21 protein-coding genes are annotated in these 25,603 nt (G+C 66.2%); 17 read left to right on the top strand and 4 right to left on the bottom strand.

Annotated elements, in window-relative coordinates:
* Positions 1–71 precede the first annotated feature (71 nt).
* The 3 genes from AC3WON_RS03295 to map all read right to left on the bottom strand — a co-directional run bounded on the left by AC3WON_RS03295 (position 72) and on the right by map (position 5,334).
* Entirely contained in the window at positions 72–1,823 is a 1,752-nt protein-coding gene (locus tag AC3WON_RS03295) for a pseudouridine synthase (RefSeq protein WP_492351131.1), read from the bottom strand.
* A 22-nt stretch (positions 1,824–1,845) separates the two neighbouring features.
* Positions 1,846–4,428 (bottom strand): [protein-PII] uridylyltransferase, encoded by a 2,583-nt coding sequence (locus AC3WON_RS03290; protein WP_492351158.1) that lies wholly within the window; start codon positions 4,426–4,428, stop codon positions 1,846–1,848.
* An 87-nt stretch (positions 4,429–4,515) separates the two neighbouring features.
* Complete coding sequence (gene map / locus AC3WON_RS03285) at positions 4,516–5,334, bottom strand: type I methionyl aminopeptidase (RefSeq protein WP_013956962.1); 819 nt, start codon at positions 5,332–5,334, stop codon at positions 4,516–4,518.
* Positions 5,335–5,669: 335 nt separating this feature from the next.
* On the opposite strand from map, the gene rpsB reads away from it, so the two are divergent.
* The 16 genes from rpsB to AC3WON_RS03205 all read left to right on the top strand — a co-directional run bounded on the left by rpsB (position 5,670) and on the right by AC3WON_RS03205 (position 21,914).
* Positions 5,670–6,416 carry a 30S ribosomal protein S2 gene (gene rpsB, locus AC3WON_RS03280; protein WP_492317837.1) on the top strand — a complete coding sequence of 249 codons (747 nt, stop codon included), beginning with the start codon at positions 5,670–5,672 and terminating at the stop codon, positions 6,414–6,416.
* A gap of 296 nt (positions 6,417–6,712) precedes the next feature.
* On the top strand, positions 6,713–7,591 hold the full coding sequence (gene tsf / locus AC3WON_RS03275; RefSeq protein ID WP_010809600.1) for a translation elongation factor Ts: 879 nt from the start codon (positions 6,713–6,715) through the stop codon (positions 7,589–7,591).
* Between the two features lie 271 nt (positions 7,592–7,862).
* Complete coding sequence (gene pyrH / locus AC3WON_RS03270) at positions 7,863–8,573, top strand: UMP kinase (RefSeq protein ID WP_010809599.1); 711 nt, start codon at positions 7,863–7,865, stop codon at positions 8,571–8,573.
* Between the two features lie 110 nt (positions 8,574–8,683).
* Positions 8,684–9,244, top strand: a complete 561-nt coding sequence (gene frr / locus AC3WON_RS03265; RefSeq protein ID WP_010809598.1) for a ribosome recycling factor — start codon at positions 8,684–8,686, stop codon at positions 9,242–9,244.
* Between the two features lie 44 nt (positions 9,245–9,288).
* A complete protein-coding gene (gene uppS / locus AC3WON_RS03260; RefSeq protein WP_035815510.1) occupies positions 9,289–10,059 on the top strand; it encodes a polyprenyl diphosphate synthase in 771 nt (256 codons plus the stop codon).
* Positions 10,060–10,095: 36 nt separating this feature from the next.
* Positions 10,096–10,917, top strand: coding sequence for a phosphatidate cytidylyltransferase (locus AC3WON_RS03255; protein WP_492317836.1), 822 nt, complete (start codon positions 10,096–10,098; stop codon positions 10,915–10,917).
* A gap of 11 nt (positions 10,918–10,928) precedes the next feature.
* Positions 10,929–12,110: a 1-deoxy-D-xylulose-5-phosphate reductoisomerase gene (gene ispC, locus AC3WON_RS03250; protein WP_492351130.1), complete on the top strand. Its 1,182-nt coding sequence runs from the start codon at positions 10,929–10,931 to the stop codon at positions 12,108–12,110.
* 107 nt (positions 12,111–12,217) lie between these two features.
* Positions 12,218–13,621, top strand: a complete 1,404-nt coding sequence (gene rseP, locus AC3WON_RS03245) for an RIP metalloprotease RseP (RefSeq protein WP_010809594.1) — start codon at positions 12,218–12,220, stop codon at positions 13,619–13,621.
* 100 nt (positions 13,622–13,721) lie between these two features.
* Positions 13,722–16,055, top strand: coding sequence for an outer membrane protein assembly factor BamA (gene bamA, locus AC3WON_RS03240; protein ID WP_231881344.1), 2,334 nt, complete (start codon positions 13,722–13,724; stop codon positions 16,053–16,055).
* A gap of 23 nt (positions 16,056–16,078) precedes the next feature.
* The gene (locus AC3WON_RS03235) at positions 16,079–16,606 is read left to right on the top strand and encodes an OmpH/Skp family outer membrane protein (protein ID WP_492317834.1); all 528 of its coding nucleotides are present in this window, start codon (positions 16,079–16,081) and stop codon (positions 16,604–16,606) included.
* Between the two features lie 53 nt (positions 16,607–16,659).
* Complete coding sequence (gene lpxD / locus AC3WON_RS03230; RefSeq protein ID WP_492351129.1) at positions 16,660–17,751, top strand: UDP-3-O-(3-hydroxymyristoyl)glucosamine N-acyltransferase; 1,092 nt, start codon at positions 16,660–16,662, stop codon at positions 17,749–17,751.
* Positions 17,752–17,763: 12 nt separating this feature from the next.
* Positions 17,764–18,213 carry a 3-hydroxyacyl-ACP dehydratase FabZ gene (gene fabZ, locus AC3WON_RS03225; RefSeq protein ID WP_010809590.1) on the top strand — a complete coding sequence of 150 codons (450 nt, stop codon included), beginning with the start codon at positions 17,764–17,766 and terminating at the stop codon, positions 18,211–18,213.
* 134 nt (positions 18,214–18,347) lie between these two features.
* Entirely contained in the window at positions 18,348–19,151 is an 804-nt protein-coding gene (gene lpxA, locus AC3WON_RS03220; RefSeq protein WP_340530707.1) for an acyl-ACP--UDP-N-acetylglucosamine O-acyltransferase, read from the top strand.
* A gap of 87 nt (positions 19,152–19,238) precedes the next feature.
* A complete protein-coding gene (gene lpxB, locus AC3WON_RS03215) occupies positions 19,239–20,372 on the top strand; it encodes a lipid-A-disaccharide synthase (RefSeq protein ID WP_371258342.1) in 1,134 nt (377 codons plus the stop codon).
* Positions 20,372–21,097: a ribonuclease HII gene (gene rnhB / locus AC3WON_RS03210; protein WP_492317832.1), complete on the top strand. Its 726-nt coding sequence runs from the start codon at positions 20,372–20,374 to the stop codon at positions 21,095–21,097. Before lpxB ends, rnhB begins: the two co-directional genes overlap by 1 nt.
* 34 nt (positions 21,098–21,131) lie before the next feature.
* Positions 21,132–21,914, top strand: a complete 783-nt coding sequence (locus tag AC3WON_RS03205; RefSeq protein ID WP_492351128.1) for a TrmH family RNA methyltransferase — start codon at positions 21,132–21,134, stop codon at positions 21,912–21,914.
* 48 nt (positions 21,915–21,962) lie between these two features.
* On the opposite strand, the gene ppsR is transcribed toward AC3WON_RS03205, so the two are convergent.
* Entirely contained in the window at positions 21,963–22,766 is an 804-nt protein-coding gene (gene ppsR, locus AC3WON_RS03200) for a posphoenolpyruvate synthetase regulatory kinase/phosphorylase PpsR (protein ID WP_010809585.1), read from the bottom strand.
* A gap of 397 nt (positions 22,767–23,163) precedes the next feature.
* Between ppsR and ppsA the strand changes: the two genes are divergently transcribed.
* Positions 23,164–25,548, top strand: coding sequence for a phosphoenolpyruvate synthase (gene ppsA / locus AC3WON_RS03195; RefSeq protein ID WP_492351127.1), 2,385 nt, complete (start codon positions 23,164–23,166; stop codon positions 25,546–25,548).
* Positions 25,549–25,603: the final 55 nt, after the last annotated feature.

The raw sequence follows: 25,603 nt of genomic DNA, 5'->3' as shown, positions 1-25,603 counted from the left end.
ATCGAACTCGCGCAAGGCGCAAAAAAACCGGTCCCCAAGGACCGGTTTTTTTGTGTCGGCAAATTCCGGAATCAGAACTTCTCAAACTGCCCCAGGAACCGCCACTTGCCCGGCGGCAGGTCCCCCAGCACCACGCGCCCCATGCGCACGCGCTTGAGGCCGACCACCTGCAGCCCGACCTGTTCGCACATGCGGCGGATCTGGCGCTTGCGGCCTTCGCGCAGCACGAAGCGCAGCTGCTCCTCGTTCTGCCAGCTCACCTTGGCCGGCTTGAGCGGCACGCCATCCAGCGACAGCCCGTGGCGCAGCAGTTCGAGATCATCGGCCGGGAATTCCGCGCTGATATTGCGCTCGACCACGCCCTGCGGCGAGTGCCAGACCACGCGCACCAGGTATTCCTTCTCGACGGTCGAATCCTCGCCGATCAGCGCGCGCGCGACGCGGCCGTCCTGCGTCAGCACCAGCAGGCCGGTTGAGTCGATATCGAGGCGGCCCGCCGGGGCCAGGCTCTTGCGTTGCCACGGGGCAAAGCGCTTGCGCGTGGGGTCGCCTTCCCACTGGTTCTCGGGGGTGAACAGCACCGCGGCCGGCTCGTAGCCGTCTTCGGCCTGGCCGGAGACGTAGCCCACCGGCTTGTTCAGCAGCACCGTGACGCGCTCGCCCTGTTCGGAGCGCGCTTCCTGCATGATCTCGATCTCGGCGTCGGGGCGGATGCGGCTGCCCAGTTCGGTCACGGGCTTGCCGTCGACCAGCACCCAGCCGTGCGGGATCCATTCGTCGGCTTCGCGGCGCGAGCACAGGCCCAGTTCGGACATGCGCTTGGACAGGCGCACCAGGCCGTCGTCGTGGCTGGACTCGGCGCGGGCGGGCTTTTCCTGGCGCGCGGCCGGTGCCTGCTGGCGTGCCGGGCCGGCGGTGCGGATGCGGTCGGCGGCGTCGCTGAAGCGGCGTGCCGGCGCGGTGCCTTCACGGCGGCGCTCGCCCGACGGCGCGCGACGCGGGCGCTGGTCGCCATCGCCATCGCCATAACGGCGCGGACGCGAGTCGGCGCCTTCGAAGCGGCGGGGACGGTTGTCGTCGTCGCCATAGCGGCGCGGGCGCGAGTCGGTGCCTTCGAAGCGGCGAGGGCGGTTCTCGTCATCGCCAACGCGGCGCGGACGCGATTCGGCGCCTTCGAAACGGCGGGGACGGTTGTTGTCCTCGCCAGCACGGCGCGGCGGACGCGAATCACCGCCCTCGAAACGGCGCGGCGGGCGCGCTTCGCCGCCTTCGAAACGGCGCGGACGTGCCTCGCCCCGGTCATCGCCCGTGCGGCGCGGCCGGTTGTCGTCGTCGCCAAAACGGCGCGGCGGGCGCGCTTCGCCGCCTTCGAAGCGGCGCGGGCGTGCCTCACCCCGGTCATCGCCCGTGCGGCGCGGGCGATTGTCGTCGTCGCCAAAACGGCGTGGCGGGCGCGCTTCGCCGCCTTCGAAGCGGCGCGGACGTGCCTCGCCCCGGTCGTCGCCATAACGGCGCGGACGGCCTTCGTCATCGCCGAAGCGGCGCGGACGCGCCTGGCGTTCGCCGTCAGCGGGACGCGGCGCGCGGGGCGCGGCGCGCTGGGCTGCGCCGGCCTGCGCTTCGCCCTGGGCCGGACGGCCGCCGGTCTTGCCGCCGGCGCGCTCCTGGGCGCGCTTGATGCCTTCGGAGACGGCTTGCACGCGCTTGCGGTTCAGGTCGGACACGCGCACGGGGCGGGTGCCGGTCTTGCGCGCGGCCGTGCCGGTGTCGCTGGCGGCCTTGATACCTAGCGTCTTGCGCTTCTGCGAATTGCTGTCGGTCATATGTTGATGCTGCCCGCCCGCCTCAGATGGCGAGGGCGGCGAGCAAGTCCTGTTCAAGCTGAATCTGCAATCGGTTGTCGGCAGCCAGGCGGCTGCCCTCGACCAGGAACACGTCTTCGACGCGTTCGCCCAGGGTGTTGATGCGTGCCGTGTGGACGGATACGCGATGCCGTGCCAGTACGCGGGCGATGGCGTACAGCAGGCCGGTGCGGTCGTTGGCGGACAGCGACAGCAGGTAATACTGGCCGCGCTCGTCGGGGCGCAGGTCCACGCGCGGCTTGATCGGGAAGCTGCGCGACTGGCGCGACAGCCGCCCCTGCGTGGGTTCGGGCAGTGCGCCTTGCAGGCGCAGCCGCTCGCACAGTTCGTGCTCGACCAGCGCGATGATGTCGCGGTAGCTGCCGCCGTCGCCGGCCATGCCGGGGTCGGTGACCTGGAACGTGTCCAGCGCGTAGCCGTGGCGCGTGGTGTGGATCTTGGCGTCCTGGATCGAGAACGCCTTGCGCTCGAAGTAGCCGCAGATGCGCGCGAACAGGTCGGGCTGGTCCTTGACATAGACCGCCACCTGCAGGCCTTCGCCGGCGGGGGAAACGCGTGCCTTGACCACCGGCGTGGGGCTGTCCACCTTGTTGTACAGGTGGCGCGTGAGCCAGGCGATATCGTGCGAATCGTGGCGCAGGAAGAAGGCCACGTCGAGCTGCGCCCACAGGGACTTGCCCAGCGCCGGGTCGAAGGCCTTCAGGCGCAGCTCGGAGATGGTGTCCTCCTTGCGCTGCGACCACAGCGAATGCGAATCCACGCGCGCGCCGCCGAGCACGCGCAGCGTGATGTGGTACAGGTCTTCCAGCAGCTTGCCCTTCCACGCGTTCCATACCTTGGGGCTGGTGCCGCGGATGTCGGCCACGGTCAGCAGGTAGAGCGCGGTCAGGTAGCGTTCGCTGCCGACCACGCGGGCAAAGGCGTGGATCACGTCGGGATCGGTCAGATCCTGCTTCTGCGCCACGTGGCTCATGGTCAGGTGGTGCTCGACCAGCCAGCAGACCAGGTCGGCGTCTTCGCGCGCAATGCCGTGCTGCTTGCAGAAGCGGCGCGCATCCACGGTGCCAAGCTTCGAGTGGTCGCCGCCGCGGCCCTTGGCGATGTCGTGGAACAGCGCTGCGACCCACAGCACCCACGGCTTGTCGAAGCTGGCCATCAGCTGGCTGCAGAACGGGAACTCGTGGGTGTGCTCGACGATGGCGAAGCGGCGCATGTTGCGCACCACCATCAGGATGTGCTGGTCCACGGTGTAGACGTGGAACAGGTCGTGCTGCATCTGGCCGACGATGCGCCGGAAGTTGATCAGGTAACGGCCCAGCACGCTGGTCTGGTTCATCAGGCGCAGCGCATGCGTGATGCCCTGCGGCTCCTGCATGATGGCCAGGAACAGGCGGCGGTTTTCCGGATCGTTGCGCCAGCCCGCGTTCATCACGGTGCGCGCGTTGTACAGCCCGCGCAGCGTGCGCGGCGACAGGCCTTTCACGCCGGGCGTGCGCTGGTACAGCAGGAAGGTTTCCAGGATCGCGTGCGGGTCGCGTTCATAGATGTCGTCGCTGGTGATCTCCAGCATGCCCTGGCGCTCGACAAAGCGCTCGTTGAGCACGCGCGTCACCTGAGACTCGCTCGGGAACAGCATCGCCTCGATGTTCAGCAGCAGCACGCTGTTGAGCTGCGTGACCGCCTTGGCCGCCCAGTAGTAGCGGCGCATCAGTTGTTCGCTGGCGCGCTTGTTGGTGGTCTGGCGATAGCCGAAGGACTCCGCCAGCGCGGTCTGCAGGTCGAATACCAGCACGTCCTGGCGCCGGCCGGCCACCAGGTGCAGGCGCGCGCGGATGGTCTTGAGCAGGCGCTCGTTGCGCGCCAGCTCCTGCGCTTCGCGCTGCGTCAGCAGGCCGCGCTCGAACAGTTCTTTCCAGCTGTCGCCCAGGCCCGCCGCCTTGGTCATCCACAGGATCACCTGCAGGTCGCGCAGGCCGCCGGGGCTTTCCTTGCAGTTGGGCTCGAGCGAGTAGGGAGTGTCCTGGTACTTGGCGTGGCGCTGGCGCATTTCCAGCAGCTTGGCCTGGAAGAACGCGGCCGGGTCCAGGTCGGCGAGGTAGCGCGTACGCATCGACTCGAACAGCTTGCGGCTGCCGGTCAGCAGCCGCGCTTCCAGTAGCGAGGTCTGGATGGTGACGTCCTGGCGCGACTCGCGGGTGCAATCGTCCACGGTGCGCACCGAAGAGCCGATCTCCAGCCCGAGGTCCCAGCACAGGCCGATAAAGCGCTCCAGGCGCCCGGTGGTGTCCTGGTCGGGCTCGGCGGGCAGCAACAGCAGCACGTCGACGTCGGAGTACGGCAGCAGCTCGCCGCGGCCATAGCCGCCCACCGCCACCAGCGCCGCGCCCGCGGGCATCCCCAGGCCGCGCCAGGCTTCCACCAGCCCGGCGTCGACGGCGCGGCGCAGCCGCGTGATCAGCGTGCCGACATTGGCGCTGATGTTGAAGTCGGCAAACAGCGCCTGCTTGTCGGCTTTGAGCTGGTCGCGCACGCGCGCGGCAAGCAGCAGTTCCGGCGTGGTGTCCATGGTGGTGGCGGGCTCGGCGAGCGGATTGGTGGGCACGGCTGGAAAAAGAAAGGCGCCCGGTCAGGCGCCCCTGGCTTCAGTGCGACCTCAGGCCGCGACGGAATCGGTGATAAAGGCCGGCGGCGCCGGGCTCCCGGCCGATACCGTGAGGACCTCGTAGCCGGTTTCCGTGACCAGCACGGTGTGCTCCCACTGCGCCGACAGGCTGCGGTCGCGGGTCTTGACCGTCCACTGGTCGGGCATGGTGCGGATATCGCGCTTGCCGGCGTTGATCATCGGCTCAATGGTGAAGATCATGCCGGCCTTGATCTCGGCGCCGGTGCCCGGGCGGCCGTAGTGCAGGATCTGCGGGTCTTCGTGGAAGTTCTTGCCGATGCCGTGGCCGCAGTACTCGCGCACCACGCTGTAGCCGGCGGCTTCGGCGTGTACCTGGATGGCGTGGCCGATGTCGCCCAGACGGGCGCCGTGGCGAACCTGCGCGATACCCTTCCACATGCATTCATAGGTCACCTGCGACAGGCGCTTGGCCAGGATCGAGCCCTCGCCGACGATGAACATGCGGCTGTTGTCGCCGTAGTAGCCTTCCTTGGTGATGACCGTGATGTCCAGGTTGATCGCGTCACCGTTCTTCAGCACGCGGTCGCCTGGAATGCCATGGCAGATCACGTCGTTGACCGAGGTGCAGATCGCGCCGGGGAAGGGCGGATAGCCGGGGGGAGCATAGTTCAGGCACGCCGACACAGTGCCTTGCACTTCACGCATGTAGGCGTGGCACAGGCGGTCGATTTCGCCGGTGGTGATACCTGGCTGGACGAAGGGCGTGATGTAGTCGAGGACCTCGGACCCAAGGCGGCAAGCCACGCGCATCTGGGCGATGTCTTCGGCGGTGTTCAGGTGAATGCTCATGCTACGTCGCCAAAAAGTGAAGGCGAGGCCACTGGCCGCGCCGAAATCGAAAGGTCAATGTAGGATTATCGCACCATCGGGGCCAGATCGCAGCCTGTGCGCGCCCGTCCCGGGCTGAGTCCGCAGGGCGCCAGGAAGCCGGGCGGCTTGAGCGGGCCGCACTTTTGTTGCTACAATAGCGGGCTGACTTGGTTGCGGCGCAGCATTGCGTGCGCCAGGCCGGTATTTTGCAGGATTATTCCTGCTGTCGTTTGAAATCGCTGGCCCGCCTATCCGGGGTGTTCCTTTTCAGGAATGTCGGGGCGGGCTTCAGACCTAACCCTCTGGAGTTTTACATGTCCGTTACCATGCGCGAAATGCTGGAAGCTGGTTGCCACTTCGGCCACCAGACCCGCTTCTGGAACCCGAAGATGGCCCCCTTCATCTTCGGCCATCGCAACAAGATCCACATCATCAACCTCGAAAAGACGTTGCCGATGTTCCAGGACGCAATGAAGTACGTGCGTCAGCTGGCAGCCAATCGCGGCACCATCCTTTTCGTGGGCACCAAGCGCCAGTCGCGCGAAATCCTGGCTGAAGAAGCAGGCCGTGCCGGCATGCCCTACGTCGACGCCCGCTGGCTCGGCGGCATGCTGACGAACTTCAAGACGGTCAAGATCTCGATCAAGCGCCTGAAGGACATGGAAGCCGCCAAGGAAGCCGGCGCGCTGGAAACCATGAGCAAGAAGGAAGCGCTGATGTTCGAGCGCGAAATGCTCAAGCTGGAAAAGTCGATCGGCGGCATCAAGGACATGGGCGGCGTTCCGGACGCGATCTTCGTGGTCGACGTCGGCTACCACAAGATTGCCGTGACCGAAGCCAACAAGCTGGGCGTGCCCGTGATCGGCGTGGTTGATACCAACCACTCGCCGGAAGGCATCGACTACGTGATCCCGGGCAACGACGACTCGAGCAAGGCCGTGGCCCTGTACGTGCGCGGCGTGGCTGACGCGATCCTGGAAGGCCGTGCCAACGCGGTGCAGGAAGTGGTTGAAGCCGCTCGCGGCGGCGACGACGAATTCGTCGAAGTGCAGGAAGGCTGATTGCCCGCCGCCTGATTGCCGCAAAGGAACCCGCTAGCGCGCATCGTCACCGCACGACAGACAAGCAACGCTTGCCGCCCGTCACCACGGGCTGCGCGCAAGGCGAAAGCCGGGGTACGCCGGCAACCGGGCAAGAAGGGCAATAAAAAGGGGGCACATCTGGCGCCCCCTTTTTTTGAATTTGAATTGTTGTCATCCGCCGCAGGCAGTATCTGCCGCGGGTGTGCTGTAGACCCACCGACCGGGTGCCGCAGGCGACTGCCGGCAGCCGGCGTGAACCATTCAAGGAGTGACAAATGGCGGCAATTACCGCAAGCATGGTTGCAGAACTGCGCGCGAAGACCGACGCGCCGATGATGGAATGCAAGAAGGCCCTGACCGAGGCCGACGGCGACCTGGACAAGGCCGAAGAGCTGCTGCGCGTCAAGCTGGGCAACAAGGCCAGCAAGGCCGCCTCGCGCGTGACCGCCGAAGGCGTGGTCGCATCGTTCATCGACGGCACCACCGGCGTGCTGGTCGAACTGAACTGCGAGACCGATTTCGTCTCCAAGAATGACGACTTCCTGGCGTTCTCGGCCAAGGTCGCCGAACTGATCGCCAAGCAGAACCCGGCCGACGTGGCCGCCCTGTCGGCGCTGGAAATCGACGGCGTGAGCGTTGAAGCCACCCGCACGGCCCTGATCGGCAAGATCGGCGAGAACCTGACGATCCGCCGCTTTGCCCGCTACGCCAACGGCGGCAAGCTGGTTTCGTACCTGCACGGCACCCGCATCGGCGTGATGGTCGAGTTCGATGGCGACGAAGCCGCCGCCAAGGACGTGGCCATGCACGTGGCCGCCATGAAGCCGGTGTCGCTGTCGGCCGAGCAGGTCCCCGCCGACCTGATCGCCAAGGAGCGCAGCATTGCCGAGCAGAAGGCTGCCGAGTCGGGCAAGCCGGCCGAGATCGTCGCCAAGATGGTCGAGGGTTCGGTGCAGAAGTACCTGAAGGAAGTCTCGCTGTTCAACCAGCCGTTCGTGAAGAACGACAAGCAGACGGTTGAGCAGATGCTGAAGGCCGCCAACACGACCGTGAAGGGCTTCACCCTGTTCGTGGTCGGCGAAGGCATCGAGAAGAAGCAGGACGACTTCGCCGCTGAAGTGGCCGCCCAGGTGGCCGCTGCCCAGAAGGGCTGATGTCCGGGGCGCTGCGGACTGCCCGTTCGGGCTGGTCCGGGCGCCTATAATGCCGCAGGGGCGCCGTAAGGTGCCCCTCTGCATAAGTAGTGCGACGCTGCGCATGCCGCGTTGCACTGCAGCAGCCAGTTTCCGTGGTGGTCCGGCAGTCCGGGGCACCCCGAAAACCGGCTTTTTTCCGCCGGCGGCACGAGGATCCGTGCCGCCGGTGCCAAAACATACGTCTCAAGATCGTCTCAACCGAGCGATTTGCTCCTGTCCGAGGGTGAACATGCCAGCCTACAAGCGCGTCCTTCTGAAACTGTCCGGTGAAGCCCTGATGGGCGACGATGCCTTCGGCATCAACCGCTCCACCATCGAGGCGATGGTGAACGACATTGCCGAGATCGTGAAGCTCGGCGTGCAGGTCGCGGTGGTCATCGGCGGCGGCAACATCTTCCGCGGCGTCGCCGGCGGCGCCGCTGGCATGGACCGCGCCACTGCCGACTACATGGGCATGCTGGCCACCATGATGAACGCACTGGCGCTGCAGGACGCGATGCGCCACGCCAATATCGAAGGCCGCGTGCAGTCCGCGCTGCGCATGGACCAGGTGGTCGAGCCCTATATCCGCCCGCGCGCGATCCGCCAGCTGGAAGAGGGCAAGGTGGTGATCTTCGCCGCCGGCACCGGCAACCCGTTCTTCACCACCGACACCGCCGCCGCGCTGCGTGGCTCGGAAATCGGTGCCGAGGTCGTGCTCAAGGCGACCAAGGTGGACGGCGTGTACACCGCCGACCCCAAGAAGGACCCGAGCGCGACGCGCTACACCACCATCAGCTTCGACGAGGCCATCTCGCGCAATCTGCAAGTGATGGACGCCACCGCCTTCGCCCTGTGCCGCGACCAGAAGCTGCCGATCAGGGTGTTCTCGATCGTCAAGCCGGGCGCGCTCAAGCGCATCATCCTGGGCGAGGACGAAGGTACGCTGGTGCACGTCTGAGGCAGGGCGCCAGACGCCGGACTGCTGGTATCCGGCCGGGCAAAGGGTAGAATGATTCATTTTCGATCCCCGCCAGGGGGATCATGGTTGGCTGATTTCCGGAGGTAAAAATGAGCGTCGCCGACACAAAGAAGAGCGTCGAGCAGAAAATGCAGAAGTCGATCGAAGCCTTCAAGGCCGATCTGGCGAAGATCCGCACTGGCCGTGCCCACACCGGCCTGCTCGACCACGTTCAGGTGGACTACTACGGCTCGATGGTTCCCATCAGCCAGGTCGCGGCAGTCGGCCTGGCCGATGCGCGTACCATCACGGTGCAGCCCTGGGAAAAGAAAATGGTGGGCGCGGTCGAGAAGGCCATCCGCGACTGCGACCTGGGCCTGAACCCGGCCACCATGGGTGAAGTGATCCGCGTGCCGATGCCCGCACTGACCGAAGAGCGCCGCAAGGAGCTGACCAAGGTCGTCAAGGGCGAGGCCGAGGGCGCCAAGGTTGCCGTTCGCAACCTGCGCCGCGATGCCAACGAGCAGTTCAAGAAGCTGGTCAAGGACAAGACCATCTCCGAGGACGACGAGCGCCGTGGCCAGGACGAAGTGCAGAAGCTGACCGACAAGTACGTGGCCGAGATCGACAAGATGGTCGCCGAGAAAGAGAAGGAGATCATGACGGTCTGACCCCGTCCCGGCATGGCCGGGGCAGTCAACGACCGTCTGCCATCATGCAGCACATCAGTTCAACGCTCGACGTACCCGATACCTCCTACGTCCCCCGCCACGTTGCCATCATCATGGACGGCAACGGCCGCTGGGCGACCCAGCGGCACCTGCCGCGCGTTGCCGGGCACACCCGGGGGCTGGACGCGGTGCGCGCGGTGGTGGAAGCCAGCGCCGCCCGCGGCGTGCAGTTCCTGACGCTGTTCGCCTTCAGTTCCGAGAACTGGCGGCGCCCGGCGGACGAGGTCTCGTTCCTGATGCGGCTGTTCATGATGGCCCTGCGGCGCGAAGTGGTGAAGATGCACGCCAACAACATCCGGCTGCGGGTGGTGGGCGACCTGGACCGCTTCAGCCCCCGCATCCAGCAGCTGATCCGCGATGCCGAGGCGCGCACGGCCGGCAACACCGGCCTGACCGTGACCATCGCCGCCAACTACGGCGGCCGCTGGGACCTGCTGCAGGCCATGCGCAAGATGCTGGCGCGCTCGCCCATGCTCGACCCGGCCTCGATCGACGAATCGGTGCTGGCGCCGCACCTGGCGATGGCCTATGCGCCGGAGCCGGATCTGTTCATCCGCACCGGCGGCGAACAGCGCATCAGCAACTTCCTGCTGTGGCAGCTGGCGTATTCCGAGTTGTATTTCACCGACGTTTTCTGGCCGGATTTCGACGCCGCGGAACTGGACAAGGCCTTCGCCTCGTACCGCCAGCGCGAACGCCGTTTCGGCCGCACCAGCGCACAGCTGGTCGCCCCGGGACTATCGGGTACGGCCTGAGCCTGGCTACTCCAACCTCTCACGGGACTGCAGCGCATGCTCCTCACCCGCGTCATCACCGCCCTGTGCCTGTTGCTGCTGATCCTGCCAATCCTGTTCCTGGCGCCGCCCGCGGCTCTGGCCGGGCTGGTGGCCGTGATCGTGCTGCTGGCCGGCTGGGAATTCGGCCGCCTGATCGGGCTGCGCGGGCCGTGGCCCTATGTCTATGCGCTGGCGTGCCTGATCGCGGCCATTGCCTGGCATGACCTGCCGCTGCGCCACGCCACCACCTGGCTGCTCGAAGCCGCGGTAGTCTGCTGGGGCGTTGCAGTGCTGCTGCTGGCGCGCGGTGTGCGCACCGCGACGCCGTCGTTTACCGCCCTGGGCGCGGTGCTGGGACTGGTGATGCTGCCCGCGTTCGCCCATGCCACCATGATCCTGCGCGGCGCCGGCATCGGCGTGCTGCTGACCGCGGCCGTGCTGGTGTGGGCGGCCGACATCGGCGCGTATTTCACCGGCAAGGCCATCGGCCGGCGCAAGCTGGCGCCTGGCATCAGCCCGGGCAAGTCGTGGGAGGGCGCCATCGGCGGCTGGCTGCTGGCGCTGGTGATCGGCCTGGCGCTCGCCGCCACCCATGCCTTTGCCCCGACCTGGTTCTCCGCGATGGGCGATCGCGGCGGGCTGGCCTACGTGGCGGTGCTGACCACGCTGCTGGTCGCCGCGAGCGTGGTCGGCGACCTGTTCGAATCGCTGCTCAAGCGCCAGGTCGGCAAGAAGGACAGCAGCCGGCTGCTGCCCGGCCATGGCGGCGTGCTGGACCGCATCGACGCCTTGCTGCCGGTGTTCCCGCTGGCGGCCCTGATGCTGATTTTTCTCTGAAGCCGTCTGCTATGCATCGCATTACCATCCTGGGCGCCACCGGCTCCATTGGCGAAAGCACGCTCGACGTCGTCAGGCGCCATGCCGACCGCTATGCGGTGCATGCGCTGACCGCCCACCGGCAGGTGCGCAAGCTGGCTGACCAGTGCGTTGAATTCCGCCCGGCCCGCGCCGTGGTGGGGACCGCCGAGGCAGCGCGCGAACTGGAAACCCTGCTGCGCGATGCCGGCGTGAAGACCGAGGTCAGCCACGGCGAAGCCGCGCTGGAATCCGTGGCCGCCGATGCGCAGACCGATTCGGTGATGGCCGCCATCGTCGGCGCCGCCGGCCTGCGCCCGACGCTGGCGGCAGCACGTGCCGGCAAGCGCGTGCTGCTGGCCAACAAGGAAGCGCTGGTGATGTCCGGGCGCATCTTCATGGATGCGGTGCGCGAGCACGGCGCCACCTTGCTGCCGATCGACAGCGAGCACAACGCCATCTTCCAGTGCCTGCCGGCCGACGATCCGCGCTACGGCAGGGGCGTTGCCAGGGTGCTGCTGACCGCGTCGGGCGGGCCGTTCCGCACGCGCGACCCGGCCACGCTGCACGATATCTCCCCCGACCAGGCCTGCGCCCATCCCAACTGGGTCATGGGCCGCAAGATCTCGGTCGATTCCGCCACCATGATGAACAAGGGCCTCGAAGTTATCGAGGCGCACTGGCTGTTCGGCGCCCCCGCCGAGCGCATCGAGGTACTGATCCATCCGCAGAGCATCGTGCATTCGATGGTGGCCTACACCGACGGCTCGGTGCTGGCGCAACTGGGCAACCCGGACATGCGCACGCCGATCGCCTATGGCCTGGCGTATCCGGAACGGATCGATGCGGGGGTCACGCCGCTGGACCTGACCGTGGCAGGAGGCTTGCATTTCGAGAAGCCGGACCTGGTGCGCTTCCCCTGCCTGGGTCTGGCTTTCGATGCATTGCGCGCCGGCGGTGTGGCGCCGGCGGCCCTCAATGCAGCCAACGAGGTGGCGGTCGAGGCATTCCTGGGCGGCAAAGTGCGCTTCACGGACATTGCCGATATCGTCCGGCAGGTGCTTGAAGCGACACCTCAGGGGCCTGCCGATACGCTCGAAGCGGTGCTGTCAGCCGACGCGCTGGCGCGCGAGGCAGCACGCGCGGGCGTGGCCGCCCTGGCTGCAAAGCGCTGATCCGGCGGGTCGGCTTGCCGCATCTGCGACAATAGCGGCTGCGGCGCCCCCGGATCCCCCGGGGCCCGGCGCGCCAGTCCAGCCATCGTTACCGACGTCCCGACTCCATGCAAACCGTACTCGCTTTCATCGTTGCCCTGTGCGTGCTGATCTATGTGCACGAAATGGGGCACTACCTCGCCGCGCGTGCCTGCGGCGTGAAGGTGCTGCGTTTCTCGATCGGCTTCGGGCGGCCCTTGCTGCGCTGGATTTCAAAAAGCCGCGACCGGACCGAATGGACGGTGGCGGCGATCCCGCTGGGCGGCTACGTCAAGATGCTGGACGAGCGCGAGGTCGATCCCGAGCGCGACACGCCGATCGACCCGGCCGACCTGCCGCGGGCTTTCAACCGCCAGCCGGTCGGCAAGCGCTTCGTGATCGTGGCGGCCGGCCCGCTGGCCAATTTTGCACTGGCAATCGTGCTGTATTTCGCGCTCTTTGCCGGCGGCATGCGCGAGCCCGTGCCGGTGGTGGCGGCGCCCGCGGCCGGCACCATGGCGGCGCAGGCCGGCGTGCGCGAAGGCGACCGGGTGCTGTCGCTGACCGCCAATGACCATACCGAAGCGGTGCGCTCCTGGAATGACCTGCGCATGGCCGTATTCGCCGAGGGCTTTGGCGATGCGCGCGCCGTGCTGCGCGTGCGCGGCGCCGACGGGGCCGAGCGCGACGTAACGCTGCCGCGCCTGCCCAATACCGGCGGCAATCCCGAGCAGGATCCGCTGGCCACGCTGGGCCTGAACCTGAAGGGCGGGCCGGTGACGATTACCGAGGTGCTGCCGGACTCGGCCGCAGAGCGCGCCGGACTGAAAAAGGACGACCGCATCGTTGCCTGGCAGGGCAGCCCGCTCACGCAGGCCAGCGCGCTGATCAAGGCGGTGCGCAGCCAGCCCGGCCAGACCGTGACACTGGGCATCGAGCGCGACGGCAAGCGCCTGGACGTGCCGGTGACGCTAGACACCGCCGTGGCGCGCGATGGCGCCAAGGACGCGAGCGGCGCCACCGCGGCGCCGGCGGGCAAGCTCGGCGCGGCGCTCAGCCAGGCGGTGCAGATGGAAACCGTGCGCTACCGGCCGGACCAGGCGCTGGCGCGTGCGGCCGGCCAGGTCTGGGACACCAGCGCGCTCTCGCTCAAGCTGCTGGGCAAGATGCTGGTGGGGCAGGCTTCGCTGCAGAACCTGAGCGGCCCGCTGACCGTGGCGGACTACGCGGGGCGTGCCGCAAACCTGGGCCTGCAGGCCTTTGTCAGCTTCCTGGCACTGGTCAGCGTAAGCCTTGGTGTACTCAATTTGTTACCCATTCCGGTTCTGGATGGGGGGCATTTGCTGTATTATTGCGTGGAATTTTTGACTGGCCGGCCCGTCCCAGACCACTGGCAGGCAATGCTGCAGAAGGTTGGCATCGCCTGCATCTTGCTCCTGACTTCGCTCGCTTTGTTCAATGACGTCAGCCGAATGTTTCTGGCGAACGGCTAGAAACGTGTATCGGCAAGGGGGCGGTGGTGTCGTCGGGCACCGTCGCCAGGGACGCCATTTGCCAGGCGCAGTCCAATAAGGCATCGGAGCGCAATCCTGGATGGAATCAAAGAGGGGATCAACATTGATCAGACATAAGCGCATTTCGCTGGGCTTGCTGGCGAGTGCCGTTATTGCAGCCTGGAGCCCGGCGGGCTGGGCTGCCGATCCGTTCGTCGTCAGGGACATCCGCGTTGAGGGCCTGCAACGCGTCGAGCCGGGTACCGTGTTTGGCTACCTGCCGGTGCGCGTCGGTGAGACCTTCACCGATGACAAGGGCGCCGACGCCATCCGTGCCCTCTACAATACCGGCTTCTTCAAGGACGTGCAGATCCGCGCCGAGGAAGGCGTGCTGGTGGTCCAGGTCGAAGAGCGGCCGGCGATCTCGCAGCTCGAATTCGTCGGCATCAAGGAATTCGACAAGGACACGCTGCGCCGTTCGCTGCGTGCCGTTGGCGTGGCCGAAGCCCGTTACTACGACAAGGCACTGATCGACAAGGCCGAGCAGGAGCTCAAGCGCCAGTACGTCGCGCGCGGCTACTATGCCGCCGACGTGCAGACCACGATCACGCCGGTGGACCGCAACCGCGTCTCGGTCGTGTTCAACGTGGATGAAGGCCCGGTCGCCAAGATCCGCCAGATCAATATCGTCGGCAACAAGGCCTTCAAGGAAGGCACGCTGCGCGACGAAATGCAGCTGTCCACGCCGAACTGGCTGTCCTGGTACACCAAGAACGACCTGTATTCCAAGCAGAAGCTGACCGCCGACCTGGAAGCGCTGCGCTCGTTCTACCTGAACCGCGGCTACCTGGAGTTCGCGATCGAGTCGACCCAGGTGTCGATCACCCCGGACAAGAAGGACATCTTCCTGACGCTGAACATCAAGGAAGGCGACCAGTACAAGGTGTCCGATGTGCGCCTGGCGGGCGAGCTGCTCGGCAAGCAGGAGGAAATGGAAAAACTGCTGCAGCTGAAGAAGGGCGATATTTTCTCGTCCGAGAAGCTGACGCAGAGCACCAAGGCCATCACCGACCTGCTGGGCACCTACGGCTACGCGTTCACCACCATCAACCCGCAACCGCAGATCGACAAGGAAAAGCGTGAAGTCGCGCTGACCCTGATGGTCGACCCGGGCCGCCGCGTCTACGTGCGCCGCGTCAACGTGGTGGGCAACAGCAAGACCCGCGACGAAGTGGTGCGCCGCGAGATGCGCCAGATGGAAAGCTCGTGGTTCGACAGCGAGAAGCTCACGCAGTCGCAAGCCCGTATCAACCGTACCGGCTACTTCACCGACACCAACATCACCACCGAAGACGTGCCGGGCGCGCCCGACCAGGTCGATGTGAACGTCAACGTGACTGAAAAGCCGACCGGCCAGATCAGCCTGGGCGTGGGCTTCTCGTCCACCGACAAGCTGGTGCTGCAGGCCGGCCTGCGCCAGGACAACGTGTTCGGCTCCGGCACCAGCCTGGGCCTGGACGTGAACACCGCCAAGTCGTTCCGTACCATCGCGCTGACGCAGTACGACCCGTATTTCACGGTGGACGGCATCAGCCGCTCGACCGACATCTACTACCGTACTTCGCGCCCGCTGTACTACACCGGCGACCAGGACTACAAGATCGTGTCCGCCGGCGGTGGCTTCAAGTTCGGCGTGCCGTTCTCGGAAGTCGATACGGTGTTCTTCGGCATCGGCTATGAACGGACCCAGGTGTATACGTCGGTCAACACGCCGAGCCAGTACACCGACTGGCTGAACAAGATCGGCAAGAGCTCCGGCGACGGCATCAACAACTTCCCGTTCACCATCGGCTGGGCACGTGACCGCCGCGACAGCGCGCTGGTGCCGACCAAGGGACCGTACACCCAGGCCAACCTGGAAGTCGGGCTGCCGGGCGGCGATACGCAGTACTACCGCGCCAGCGTGCAGCAGCAGTACTTCTATCCGATCTCGAAGTCCTTCACGCTGGCACTGAACGGCGAAGTCGCTTACGGCCACGGCTACGGCAACACGCCGTTCCCGGTGTTCAAGTACTTCTACGCCGGTGGTATCGGCTCGGTGCGCGGCTACCAGACCAGCACGCTGGGCCCGAAGGACCAGAATGGCAACCCGGTGGGTGGTGCCTCGAAGATGATCGGCAACGTCGAGTTCATCTTCCCGCTGCCGGGCTCGGGCGTGGACCGCACGCTGCGCCTGTTCACGTTCTTTGACTTCGGTAATGTCTACCAGGAAGGTCAGCCGCTGAGCTTCAGCGAGCTGAAGTACTCGACCGGCTTCGGCATGTCGTGGTTGTCGCCGATTGGCCCGCTGAAGATCAGCATGGGCTTCCCGCTCAATCGCGACACCAACGACAAGGTCCAGCGCTTCCAGTTCCAGATCGGCACGGCATTCTGATTCTGATAAAGGATCTGTTTCAAATGATTACAACATCCAAGCTGGTCAAATCCCTGGGCGCCGCCGCGCTCGCCACGGCTGCCCTCTGCGCAGCGGCGCCGGCCTCGGCCCAGGAGGCGCGCATTGCGGCCGTGAACTCCGAACGCATCCTGCGCGACTCGCAGCCGGCCAAGGCTGCCCAGGTCAAGCTGGAGCAGGAATTCTCCAAGCGCGACCGCGAACTGCAGGACATGGCCCAGAAGATCAAGGGCATGGCCGACAAGCTCGACAAGGACACGGCCGTGCTGGCCGACTCCGACCGCCAGCGCCGCCAGCGCGAAGTGGCCGACCTTGACCGCGAGTTCCAGCGCAAGCAGCGCGAGTTCCGCGAGGACCTGAACCAGCGCCGCAATGAAGAGCTGGCACAGGTGCTGGAGCGCGCCAACCGCGTGATCCGCCAGCTGGCCGAGCAGCGCAAGTACGACCTGATCGTGCAGGAAGCGGTGTACGTGAACCCGCGCATCGACATCACCGACGACGTGATGAAGGCGCTGAACGCCGGCGCCCGCTAAGCCGCACCGGTTCTCACGTTCTTTCGTCTTTCGTTTTTTTAGGAAGTACCGCCATGCAGACACCCACACTGGGTCAGCTCGCCACCGAGAACGGCGCGCAGGTTGTGGGTGACCCCGACCTGGCGATCGTCGGCCTGGCCCCCCTGGACCAGGCCGGACCGGGCGAGCTCTCGTTCCTGTCCAATCCGCTCTACCTGCAGCAGGCGCTGGATTCGCAGGCCGGCGCCGTGATTGTCTCGGCTGCCGACCTCGAGCGCGTTCGCGCCGAGGGCAGGGCCGACGGCCGCAACTGGCTGGTGGCGCGCAATCCCTACGTATGCTTTGCCCGCGTGGCGCAGCGTTTTGACCGCGCCGCCAACACCGATACCCGCACCGGCATCGATCCGCGCGCGACCGTGGCGCCTGACGCGGTGGTGCCGGCTTCGTGCTACATCGGCCCCAACGTGGTGATCGAGCGCGGCGCGCGCCTGGGCGAGCGCGTGCGCATCCTGGCCAACGGCTATGTCGGCGCGCAGGCGGAGATCGGTGACGATTCGCTGCTCTATGCCAACGTTTCGGTCTACCACGGTTGCGTGGTCGGCGCCCGCGCCATCCTGCACAGCGGCGTGGTGATCGGCGCGGACGGCTTTGGCTTTGCGCCGGACATCAGCGCAACCGGCGTGGAATACGTAAAGATCCCGCAAACGGGACGCGCGGTGCTGGGCAATGACGTGGAGGTCGGCGCCAATACGGCAATCGACCGCGGCGCCATGGCCGACACCGTGATCGAGGACGGCTGCAAGATCGACAACCAGGTCCAGATCGCGCATAACGTGCGCGTCGGGGCCCATACGGTCATCGCTGGCTGCGCCGCGGTATCGGGCAGCACGCGCATCGGGCGCTTCTGCGTGATCGGCGGGGCGGCCAATTTTTCCGGCCACCTGAATATTGCCGACCGCACCACGGTGTCGGGCGGCACCTCGATCACCAAATCCATTACCAAGCCCGGGGGGCATTTCACCAGCGTCTTCCCGTTCCTGCCGCACGGCGAGTGGGAGCGCAATGCAGCCATCGTGCGCGGCCTGACCAGGCTGCGCGAACGGGTGGTGGCGCTGGAACGCCGCCTGCGCGGCCAGGCCGCCGGGTCCCAACCCTCACAAGACTAAAGAGAAATCATCATGAGCGCGGCCGAAATCGATATCCGCAAGATCCTCAAACTGCTGCCGCACCGGTACCCGTTCCTGCTGGTGGACCGTGTGCTGGAGTTCGAGGCGCAGAAGCGGATCAAGACGCTGAAGAATGTCACCATCAACGAACCGTACTTCCAGGGCCACTTCCCGGAACAGCCGGTGATGCCGGGCGTGATGATCCTGGAGGCGCTGGCGCAGTCGGCCGGCCTGCTGACCTTCGGCGCCGACATGGAGCGCAAGGAAGGCGCGCTGTACTACTTTGTCGGCATCGACGGGGCCCGCTTCAAGCAGGTGGTGTACCCGGGCGACCAGCTGCACATGAACGTGACAGTCGAACGCTATATCCGCGGCATCTGGAAGTTCAAGGCGTTCGCCACGGTGGACGACAAGGTGGCCTGCGAGGCAGAGCTGATGTGCACCGTGAAGCAGGCCGAGTGAGGCCGCCCGCGGCTGGCGGCAGCGCCGCCGGCTGACTGCCGCGCCCCCGTGCAGCGGGGGCAAGCGGCCCGGACGGGAACCATTGCCCCGCGCATTGGCCCATCCTTCACCAGACACACCAAAGGACAGGACGTATGACGCAAATCCACCCCACCGCGCTGGTCGACCCGAAAGCAGAGCTGGCATCCGACGTGACCGTCGGCCCGTTCTCCATCGTCGGCCCCAACGTGCGGATCGGCAGCGGCACCCGGGTCGGCTCGCATACGACGGTCGAGGGTTACACCACGATCGGCGAGGGCAACACGATCGGTCCTTACGCATCGGTCGGCGGCGTGCCGCAGGACATGAAGTACCGCAACGAGCCGACCCGGCTCGAGATCGGCGACCGCAACACCATCCGCGAATTCACCACGATCCACACCGGCACGGTGCAGGACCGCGGCCTGACCAGCCTCGGCAACGACAACTGGATCATGGCCTACGTGCATATCGCGCATGACTGCACGGTCGGCAACCACACCGTGTTTTCCAGCAACGCGCAGATCGCCGGCCACGTTGAAGTGGGCGACTGGGCGATCCTGGGCGGCATGAGCGGCGTGCACCAGTACGTGCGCATCGGCGCCCATGCGATGCTGGGCGGCGCCTCGGCGCTGGTGCAGGACGTGCCGCCGTTCGTGATCGCCGCCAGCGACAAGAGCGGCAACAAGGCCACGCCGCACGGCGTCAACGTCGAGGGGCTGCGCCGCCGCGGCTTCGACGCGGGCCAGATCGCCGCGCTGCGCCAGGCTTACAAGCTGCTTTACAAGTCCGACCTCAGCTTCGATGAGGCGCGCAACGAGATCACTGCCTTGCTGGGCCAGTCCGATGCCGGCACCGCGGCGCCGCTGCGCGCGTTCGTCGACTTCCTTGCCGCCACCCAGCGCGGCATCGTACGCTGAGACCGGACCGCAATGGTCGACGCCGCAATTCGGGGTGGCTTGCCCACAGGCAACGGTAGCGCTGCGGACAAGCGCGGCACCATCGCCATGGTCGCCGGCGAGGCCTCGGGCGACCTGCTGGCATCGTTGATGATGGGCGGGCTGCAGTCCCGCCTGGGCGATACGGTCGAGTACGCCGGCATCGGCGGCAAGCGCATGATGGCGCAGGGCTTCACCTCGCGCTGGCCGATGGAAACACTGTCGGTCAACGGCTATGTCGAGGTCCTGGGCTCGCTGCGCGAGATCCTGGCCACGCGGCGCGCGGTGCGCGACTGGCTGCTGGCCAATCCGCCGCAATGCTTTATCGGGGTTGACGCCCCGGACTTCAATTTCGGCCTGGAAGTGCCGCTGCGCCGTGCCGGCATCCCGGTGGTGCATTTTGTCAGCCCGTCGATCTGGGCCTGGCGCGGCGGGCGCATCCGCACCATCGCGCGCGCGGTGGACCACATCCTGTGCCTGTTCCCGTTCGAGCCGGAGATCTACGCCAAGGCCGGCATCCCGGCCACCTACGTGGGCCATCCGCTGGCTGACGTGATCCCGATGGTGCCCGACGTCGCCGGCGCGCGCGCCGAACTCGGCCTGCCGGCCGGGCACCGCATCGTCGCCGTGCTGCCGGGCAGCCGCCAGTCCGAAGTGCGCAACCTCGGCGCCACCTTCTTTGCCGCCATGGCTCGCATGCAGCGCATGGACCCGAACCTGGCGTTCGTGCTGCCGGTGGCGAGCGCGCAGCTGCGCGGCATCGTCGAGGAACTGCACGCGCAGTATCCAGAACTGCGCCTGACCATCGTCGACGGCAAGTCGCACCAGGCGATGGAGGCGGCCGACGTGGTGCTGCTGGCCAGCGGCACCGCCACGCTGGAAGCGGCGCTGTACAAGAAGCCCATGGTGATCTCGTACAAGGTGCCCTGGCTGACCGCGCAGATCATGAAGCGGCAGGGTTACCTGCCGTACGTGGGATTGCCTAATATCCTTTCAGGGCGCTTCGTCGTGCCGGAACTGCTGCAGGACGATGCCACGCCCGAGGCGCTGGCCCGCGAAACGCTGCTGCAGCTCAACGACGAGGGCAACACCGCCTTCCTCTACGAGCATTTCACCCGCATGCACGAGACGCTGAAGTGCAATACCGCGCAACTGGCCGCCGATGTGGTGGTGGATCTGATGCACAGCCGGGGGACCGTCTGATGGCGCGCCGCAATGCCGCTTCTCCCCAGATGGGCCTCGATCTCGCCCCGGCCGCTGCCGCCGTGCAGCGCCTGTGCGGCGTTGACGAAGCGGGCCGCGGCCCGCTGGCCGGGCCGGTCTATGCCGCCGCGGTGATCCTGGACCCGAAGCGTCCGATTCGCGGCTTGGCCGACTCCAAGATCCTGACTGCCGCCAAGCGCGAGCAGCTCTACGAAAAGATCTGCGAACGCGCGCTGGGCTGGCATATCGCCTTTGCCACGGTCGAGGAGATCGATACGCTCAACATCCTGCACGCGAGCATGCTGGCAATGCAGCGTGCCGTGCAGGGGCTGGCCGCCAGCGGCATCGTGCCGGACCTGGTGCAGGTCGATGGCAATCGTTGCCCGCAGGTGCCGTTCCCGGTCGAAGCCATTGTCCAGGGCGATGCGCTGGTCAAGGCGATCTCGGCGGCGTCGATCCTGGCCAAGGTGGCGCGCGACCGCGAGCTGAAGGTGCTGCACGAGCGCTATCCGCAGTACGGCTTCGATTCGCACGTCGGCTACGGCACGCCGCAGCATCTGGCTGCGCTGGCCGAGTTCGGCGCCACGCCGCACCACCGCCGTTCGTTTGCGCCCGTGCGCGAGGCGCTGCAGCAGCGGCCCATGTTCACCGCGGTGGCCGAAGTTACCGAAGTCATCGAAGTCACCGGGGCCAGCGCCTCGGTATCGGTCACGGTCGCGCCCTGAGGGGCAACCGGCGTATCCCGACAATTCCCGCATCGTGAAGCACGTCACCTCGCGCGACAACGCGCTGTTCAAGCATCTGAAGGCCTTGGCCACTTCCACGCACCAGCGCCGCAAGGCAGGGCAGTCGCTGCTCGACGGCGTGCACCTGGCGCAGGCCTATGTGGCCGCGCGCGGCCAGCCCGTCACCTGTGTGGTGTCGGAACGGCACTACGACCATGCCGAGGTGGCGCCGGTGCTGGCGCTGATCGAGGCCGACCGCGTGGTAGTGCTGGCCGATGCACTGTTCACGCAGATCAGCGGCGTGGTCAATGGCATCGATCTGATGCTGGTGATCGAGACGCCGGTCGGGCATCTGCCTGCGCGCATCGAGCAGGACTGCATCATCCTGGACGGGGTGCAGGATGCCGGCAATGTCGGCTCGATCCTGCGCAGCGCCGCCGCCGCCGGCATCCAGCATGCCTTCCTTGCCACCGGCTGTGCCTTTGCCTGGTCGGTCAAGACGCTGCGTGCTGGCATGGGTGCCAACTTTCACCTGAATATCGTCGAGCACTGCACGCTTGAGTCGCTTGCGCCGCGCCTCGCGGTGCCGCTGCTGGCGACTTCGTCGCACGCCGATGCCGCGGTATTCGAAACCGACCTGCGCGGGCCGGTGGCCTGGGTGGTCGGCAACGAGGGGGCAGGGGTCAGCGACGCCTGGATGGCGCACGTCACGCGCAAGGTGGGAATCCCGCAACCGGGCGGGCTGGAATCGCTGAACGTGGCGGCGGCGACCGCCATCTGCCTGTTCGAGGCAGTGCGCCAGCGGCGCGCCGCCTGAGGCTGCGCCGGCAGTGCAAAAAAAGCGGCCTGAGCGGCCGCTTCTTGCTTAGTAGTTGTCGCGATCGACCTTGATCTCCTGCAGGATCGTGGTCGCGATTTCCTCGATGGACTTGTGCGTCGATGACAGCCATTTGATGCCTTCGCGCCGCATCATGGCCTCGGCTTCGTTGACCTCGTAGCGGCAGTTTTCCAGCGCCGCGTACTTGCTGCCGGGGCGGCGCTCGTTGCGGATCTCGGTCAGGCGCTGCGGATCGATCGACAGGCCGAAGATCTTCGGCTTGAACGCATACAACGCCGACGGCAGCCGGCCGCGCTCGAAATCGTCGGGGATCAGCGGGTAATTGGCCGCCTTCAGCCCGTATTGCATGGCCAGGTAGAGGCTGGTCGGCGTCTTGCCGCTGCGCGACACGCCCACCAGGATCACATCGGCTTCTTCCAGGTTCTTGTGTGACTGGCCGTCATCATGCGCCAGCGAGAAGTTGATCGCCTCGATCCGGTTTTTGTAAGCCTCTGTATCAGCGTTCTGGTGGAAGCGGCCGATGGCGTGAGTCGACTTCAGCCCCAGTTCTTTCTCAAGCGGCTCGATGAAGGTCTGGAACATGTCCAGGATCATCGCCTTGGCGCGGCGCAGTGCCTTGTTCGCTTCCTGGTTGACCAGGGTGGTGAAGACGATGGGCGGCACGCCTTCGTTGTGGAATGCCTCATTGATCTTGCCGACGGCGATATGTGCCTTTTCCGGGGTATCGACGAAGGGCATGCGCACCTTGCGGAAGCGCATCTCGAACTGGGCCAGGATGGAGTGGCTGAACGTCTCCGCCGTGATGCCGGTGCCATCCGAGACGATGAACACGGTGCGGACCGCAGGGCGCTCGCTGGCCTGGGGCGCGGGAGCGGAGGGGGATTCAGGCTGCGTTCCAGGCTGGGACCCGGGCGTCGCCGTTCCGGGCGCTTCTGGCAGGGACATGGGGATGGCGCAATAAATAAATAGATTCAATCTTCCGCAGAAAAGTGCGGCGCAGCACGGTAGAATAGCGGCGATCTTTTCGCTAAGCAATTCCGCAGGGTGCCCGCCCATGGAACAATCCGGGCCCGGAATTGTCGACAATCTGCGCTACGCGATGAGAGCCGTAGCGCCAGGTCCGCAGCGCCAGTTCGGGGTTGCTTAGCCAAGCGATCAGTCCGGGAACAGAACTCCAAGAACATACCGGACATGGGCGACAAGTTTTCTACTTTGTTTTGAGGCTCTCATGACTAACCAGGCAGATAACGGCGCCTACGTGTTGCCGTTCGAGCAGTTGCGCATGGCTGACGTGGAAATCGTCGGCGGCAAGAATTCGTCGCTGGGCGAGATGATCTCCCAGCTGGCGGAGGCCGGCGTCCGAGTTCCCGGCGGCTTTGCCACCACCGCGCTCGCCTTCCGCGACTTCCTTGCCCACAACAACCTGACCGAGCGCATTTCCCAGCGCCTGAAGACCCTGAACGTCGACGACGTCAAGGCCCTGGCCGAGGCCGGTGCCGAGATCCGCGAGTGGGTCGCCTCCGCGCCGTTCCAGCCGCGCCTGGAACAGGAAATCCGTGAATCCTACGCCCGCGTGGCCGAGCGCGAAGGCGCCGAGGCCTCGTTCGCCGTGCGTTCGTCGGCCACCGCCGAAGACCTGCCCGACGCCTCGTTCGCCGGCCAGCAGGAGTCCTACCTGAACGTCAGCGGCATCGACGACGTGCTCGACAAGATCAAGCACGTGTTCGCGTCGCTGTACAACGACCGCGCCATTTCCTACCGCGTGCACAAGGGCTTTGCCCATGACGTGGTGGCACTGTCCGCCGGTATCCAGCGCATGGTCCGTTCGGACCTGGCCGCTTCGGGCGTGATGTTCACCATCGACACCGAATCCGGCTTCCCCGACGTGGTCTTCATCACCTCCAGCTACGGCCTGGGCGAAACGGTGGTGCAGGGCGCGGTCAACCCGGACGAGTTCTACGTCTTCAAGCCGACGCTGCAGGCCGGCAAGTACCCGATCATCCGCCGCTCGATCGGCTCCAAGCTGATCAAGATGGAATTCACCAAGCCGGGCGAAGCCGGCCGCGTGAAGACCGTCGACGTGCCGGGCGAACTGCGCAACCGCTACTCGATCAGCGACGAGGACGTGACCGAGCTGTCCCGCTACGCGATGATCATCGAGAAGCACTATGGCCGCCCGATGGACATCGAGTGGGGCAAGGACGGCAAGGATGGCAAGATCTACATCCTGCAGGCCCGCCCGGAAACGGTGAAGAGCCAGTCCGCCGGCAAGGCCGAGCTGCGCTTCAAGCTCAAGGGCACCGCCCCCGTGCTGACCAGCGGCCGCGCCATCGGCCAGAAGATCGGCACCGGCCCGGTGCGCGTGATCAACGACCCGTCCGAGATGGAACGCGTGCAGCCCGGCGACGTGCTGGTGGCCGACATGACCGACCCGAACTGGGAGCCGGTGATGAAGCGCGCCTCGGCCATCGTCACCAACCGTGGCGGCCGTACCTGCCACGCCGCCATCATCGCGCGTGAACTGGGCGTGCCGGCCGTGGTCGGCTGCGGCGATGCCACTGACATCCTCAAGGACGGCACGCTGGTAACCGTGTCTTGCGCCGAAGGCGACGAAGGCCGCATCTACGACGGCCTGCTGGAAACCGAAGTGACCGAAGTCCAGCGTGGCGACATGCCGGAAATCGACGTCAAGCTGATGATGAACGTGGGCAACCCGCAGCTGGCGTTCGACTTCGCGCAGATCCCGAACTGCGGCGTCGGCCTGGCCCGCCTGGAATTCATCATCAACAACAACATCGGCGTCCACCCGAAAGCCATCCTCGACTACCCGCAAGTCGATGCCGACCTGAAGAAGGCCGTGGAAAGCGTGGCCCGCGGCCATGCCAGCCCGCGCGCGTTCTACGTCGACAAGCTGGCCGAGGGCATCGCCACCATCGGCGCGGCCTTCTACCCGAAGCCCGTGATCGTGCGCCTGTCGGACTTCAAGTCCAACGAGTACAAGAAGCTGATCGGCGGTTCGCGCTACGAGCCGGACGAGGAAAACCCGATGCTGGGCTTCCGCGGCGCCTCGCGCTATATCGCCGACGACTTCGCCGAAGCGTTCGAGATGGAATGCAAGGCCATGAAGCGCGTGCGCGATGAAATGGGCCTGACCAACGTCGAGATCATGGTGCCGTTCGTGCGTACGCTGGGCCAGGCCGAGAAGGTCATCGAGCTGCTGGCCAAGCACGGCCTGAAGCGCGGCGAGAACGGCCTGCGCGTCATCATGATGTGCGAAGTGCCGTCCAACGCGATCCTGGCCGAAGAGTTCCTGCAGTACTTCGACGGCTTCTCGATCGGCTCGAACGACCTGACCCAGCTCACGCTGGGCCTGGACCGCGACTCCGGCATGGAGCTGCTGGCCAAGGACTTCGACGAGCGCGATCCGGCAGTGCGGTTCATGCTGTCGCGCGCCATCGAGGCGTGCCTCCGCCTGGACAAGTACGTCGGCATCTGCGGCCAGGGCCCTTCGGACCATCCGGACTTTGCCGAATGGCTGACCAAGGAAGGCATCAAGTCGATCTCGCTGAATCCGGACTCGGTGGTCGAGACCTGGCAAAAGCTGGCTTCCTGAAGCATTTGACGTCACAATAACGACATTGCCGGCGCCTTCTGGCAGCCGGCAGGCA

The organism is Cupriavidus sp. FW305-46 (assembly GCF_058787075.1).
This window is presented reverse-complemented; position numbering and strand designations above follow the sequence as displayed.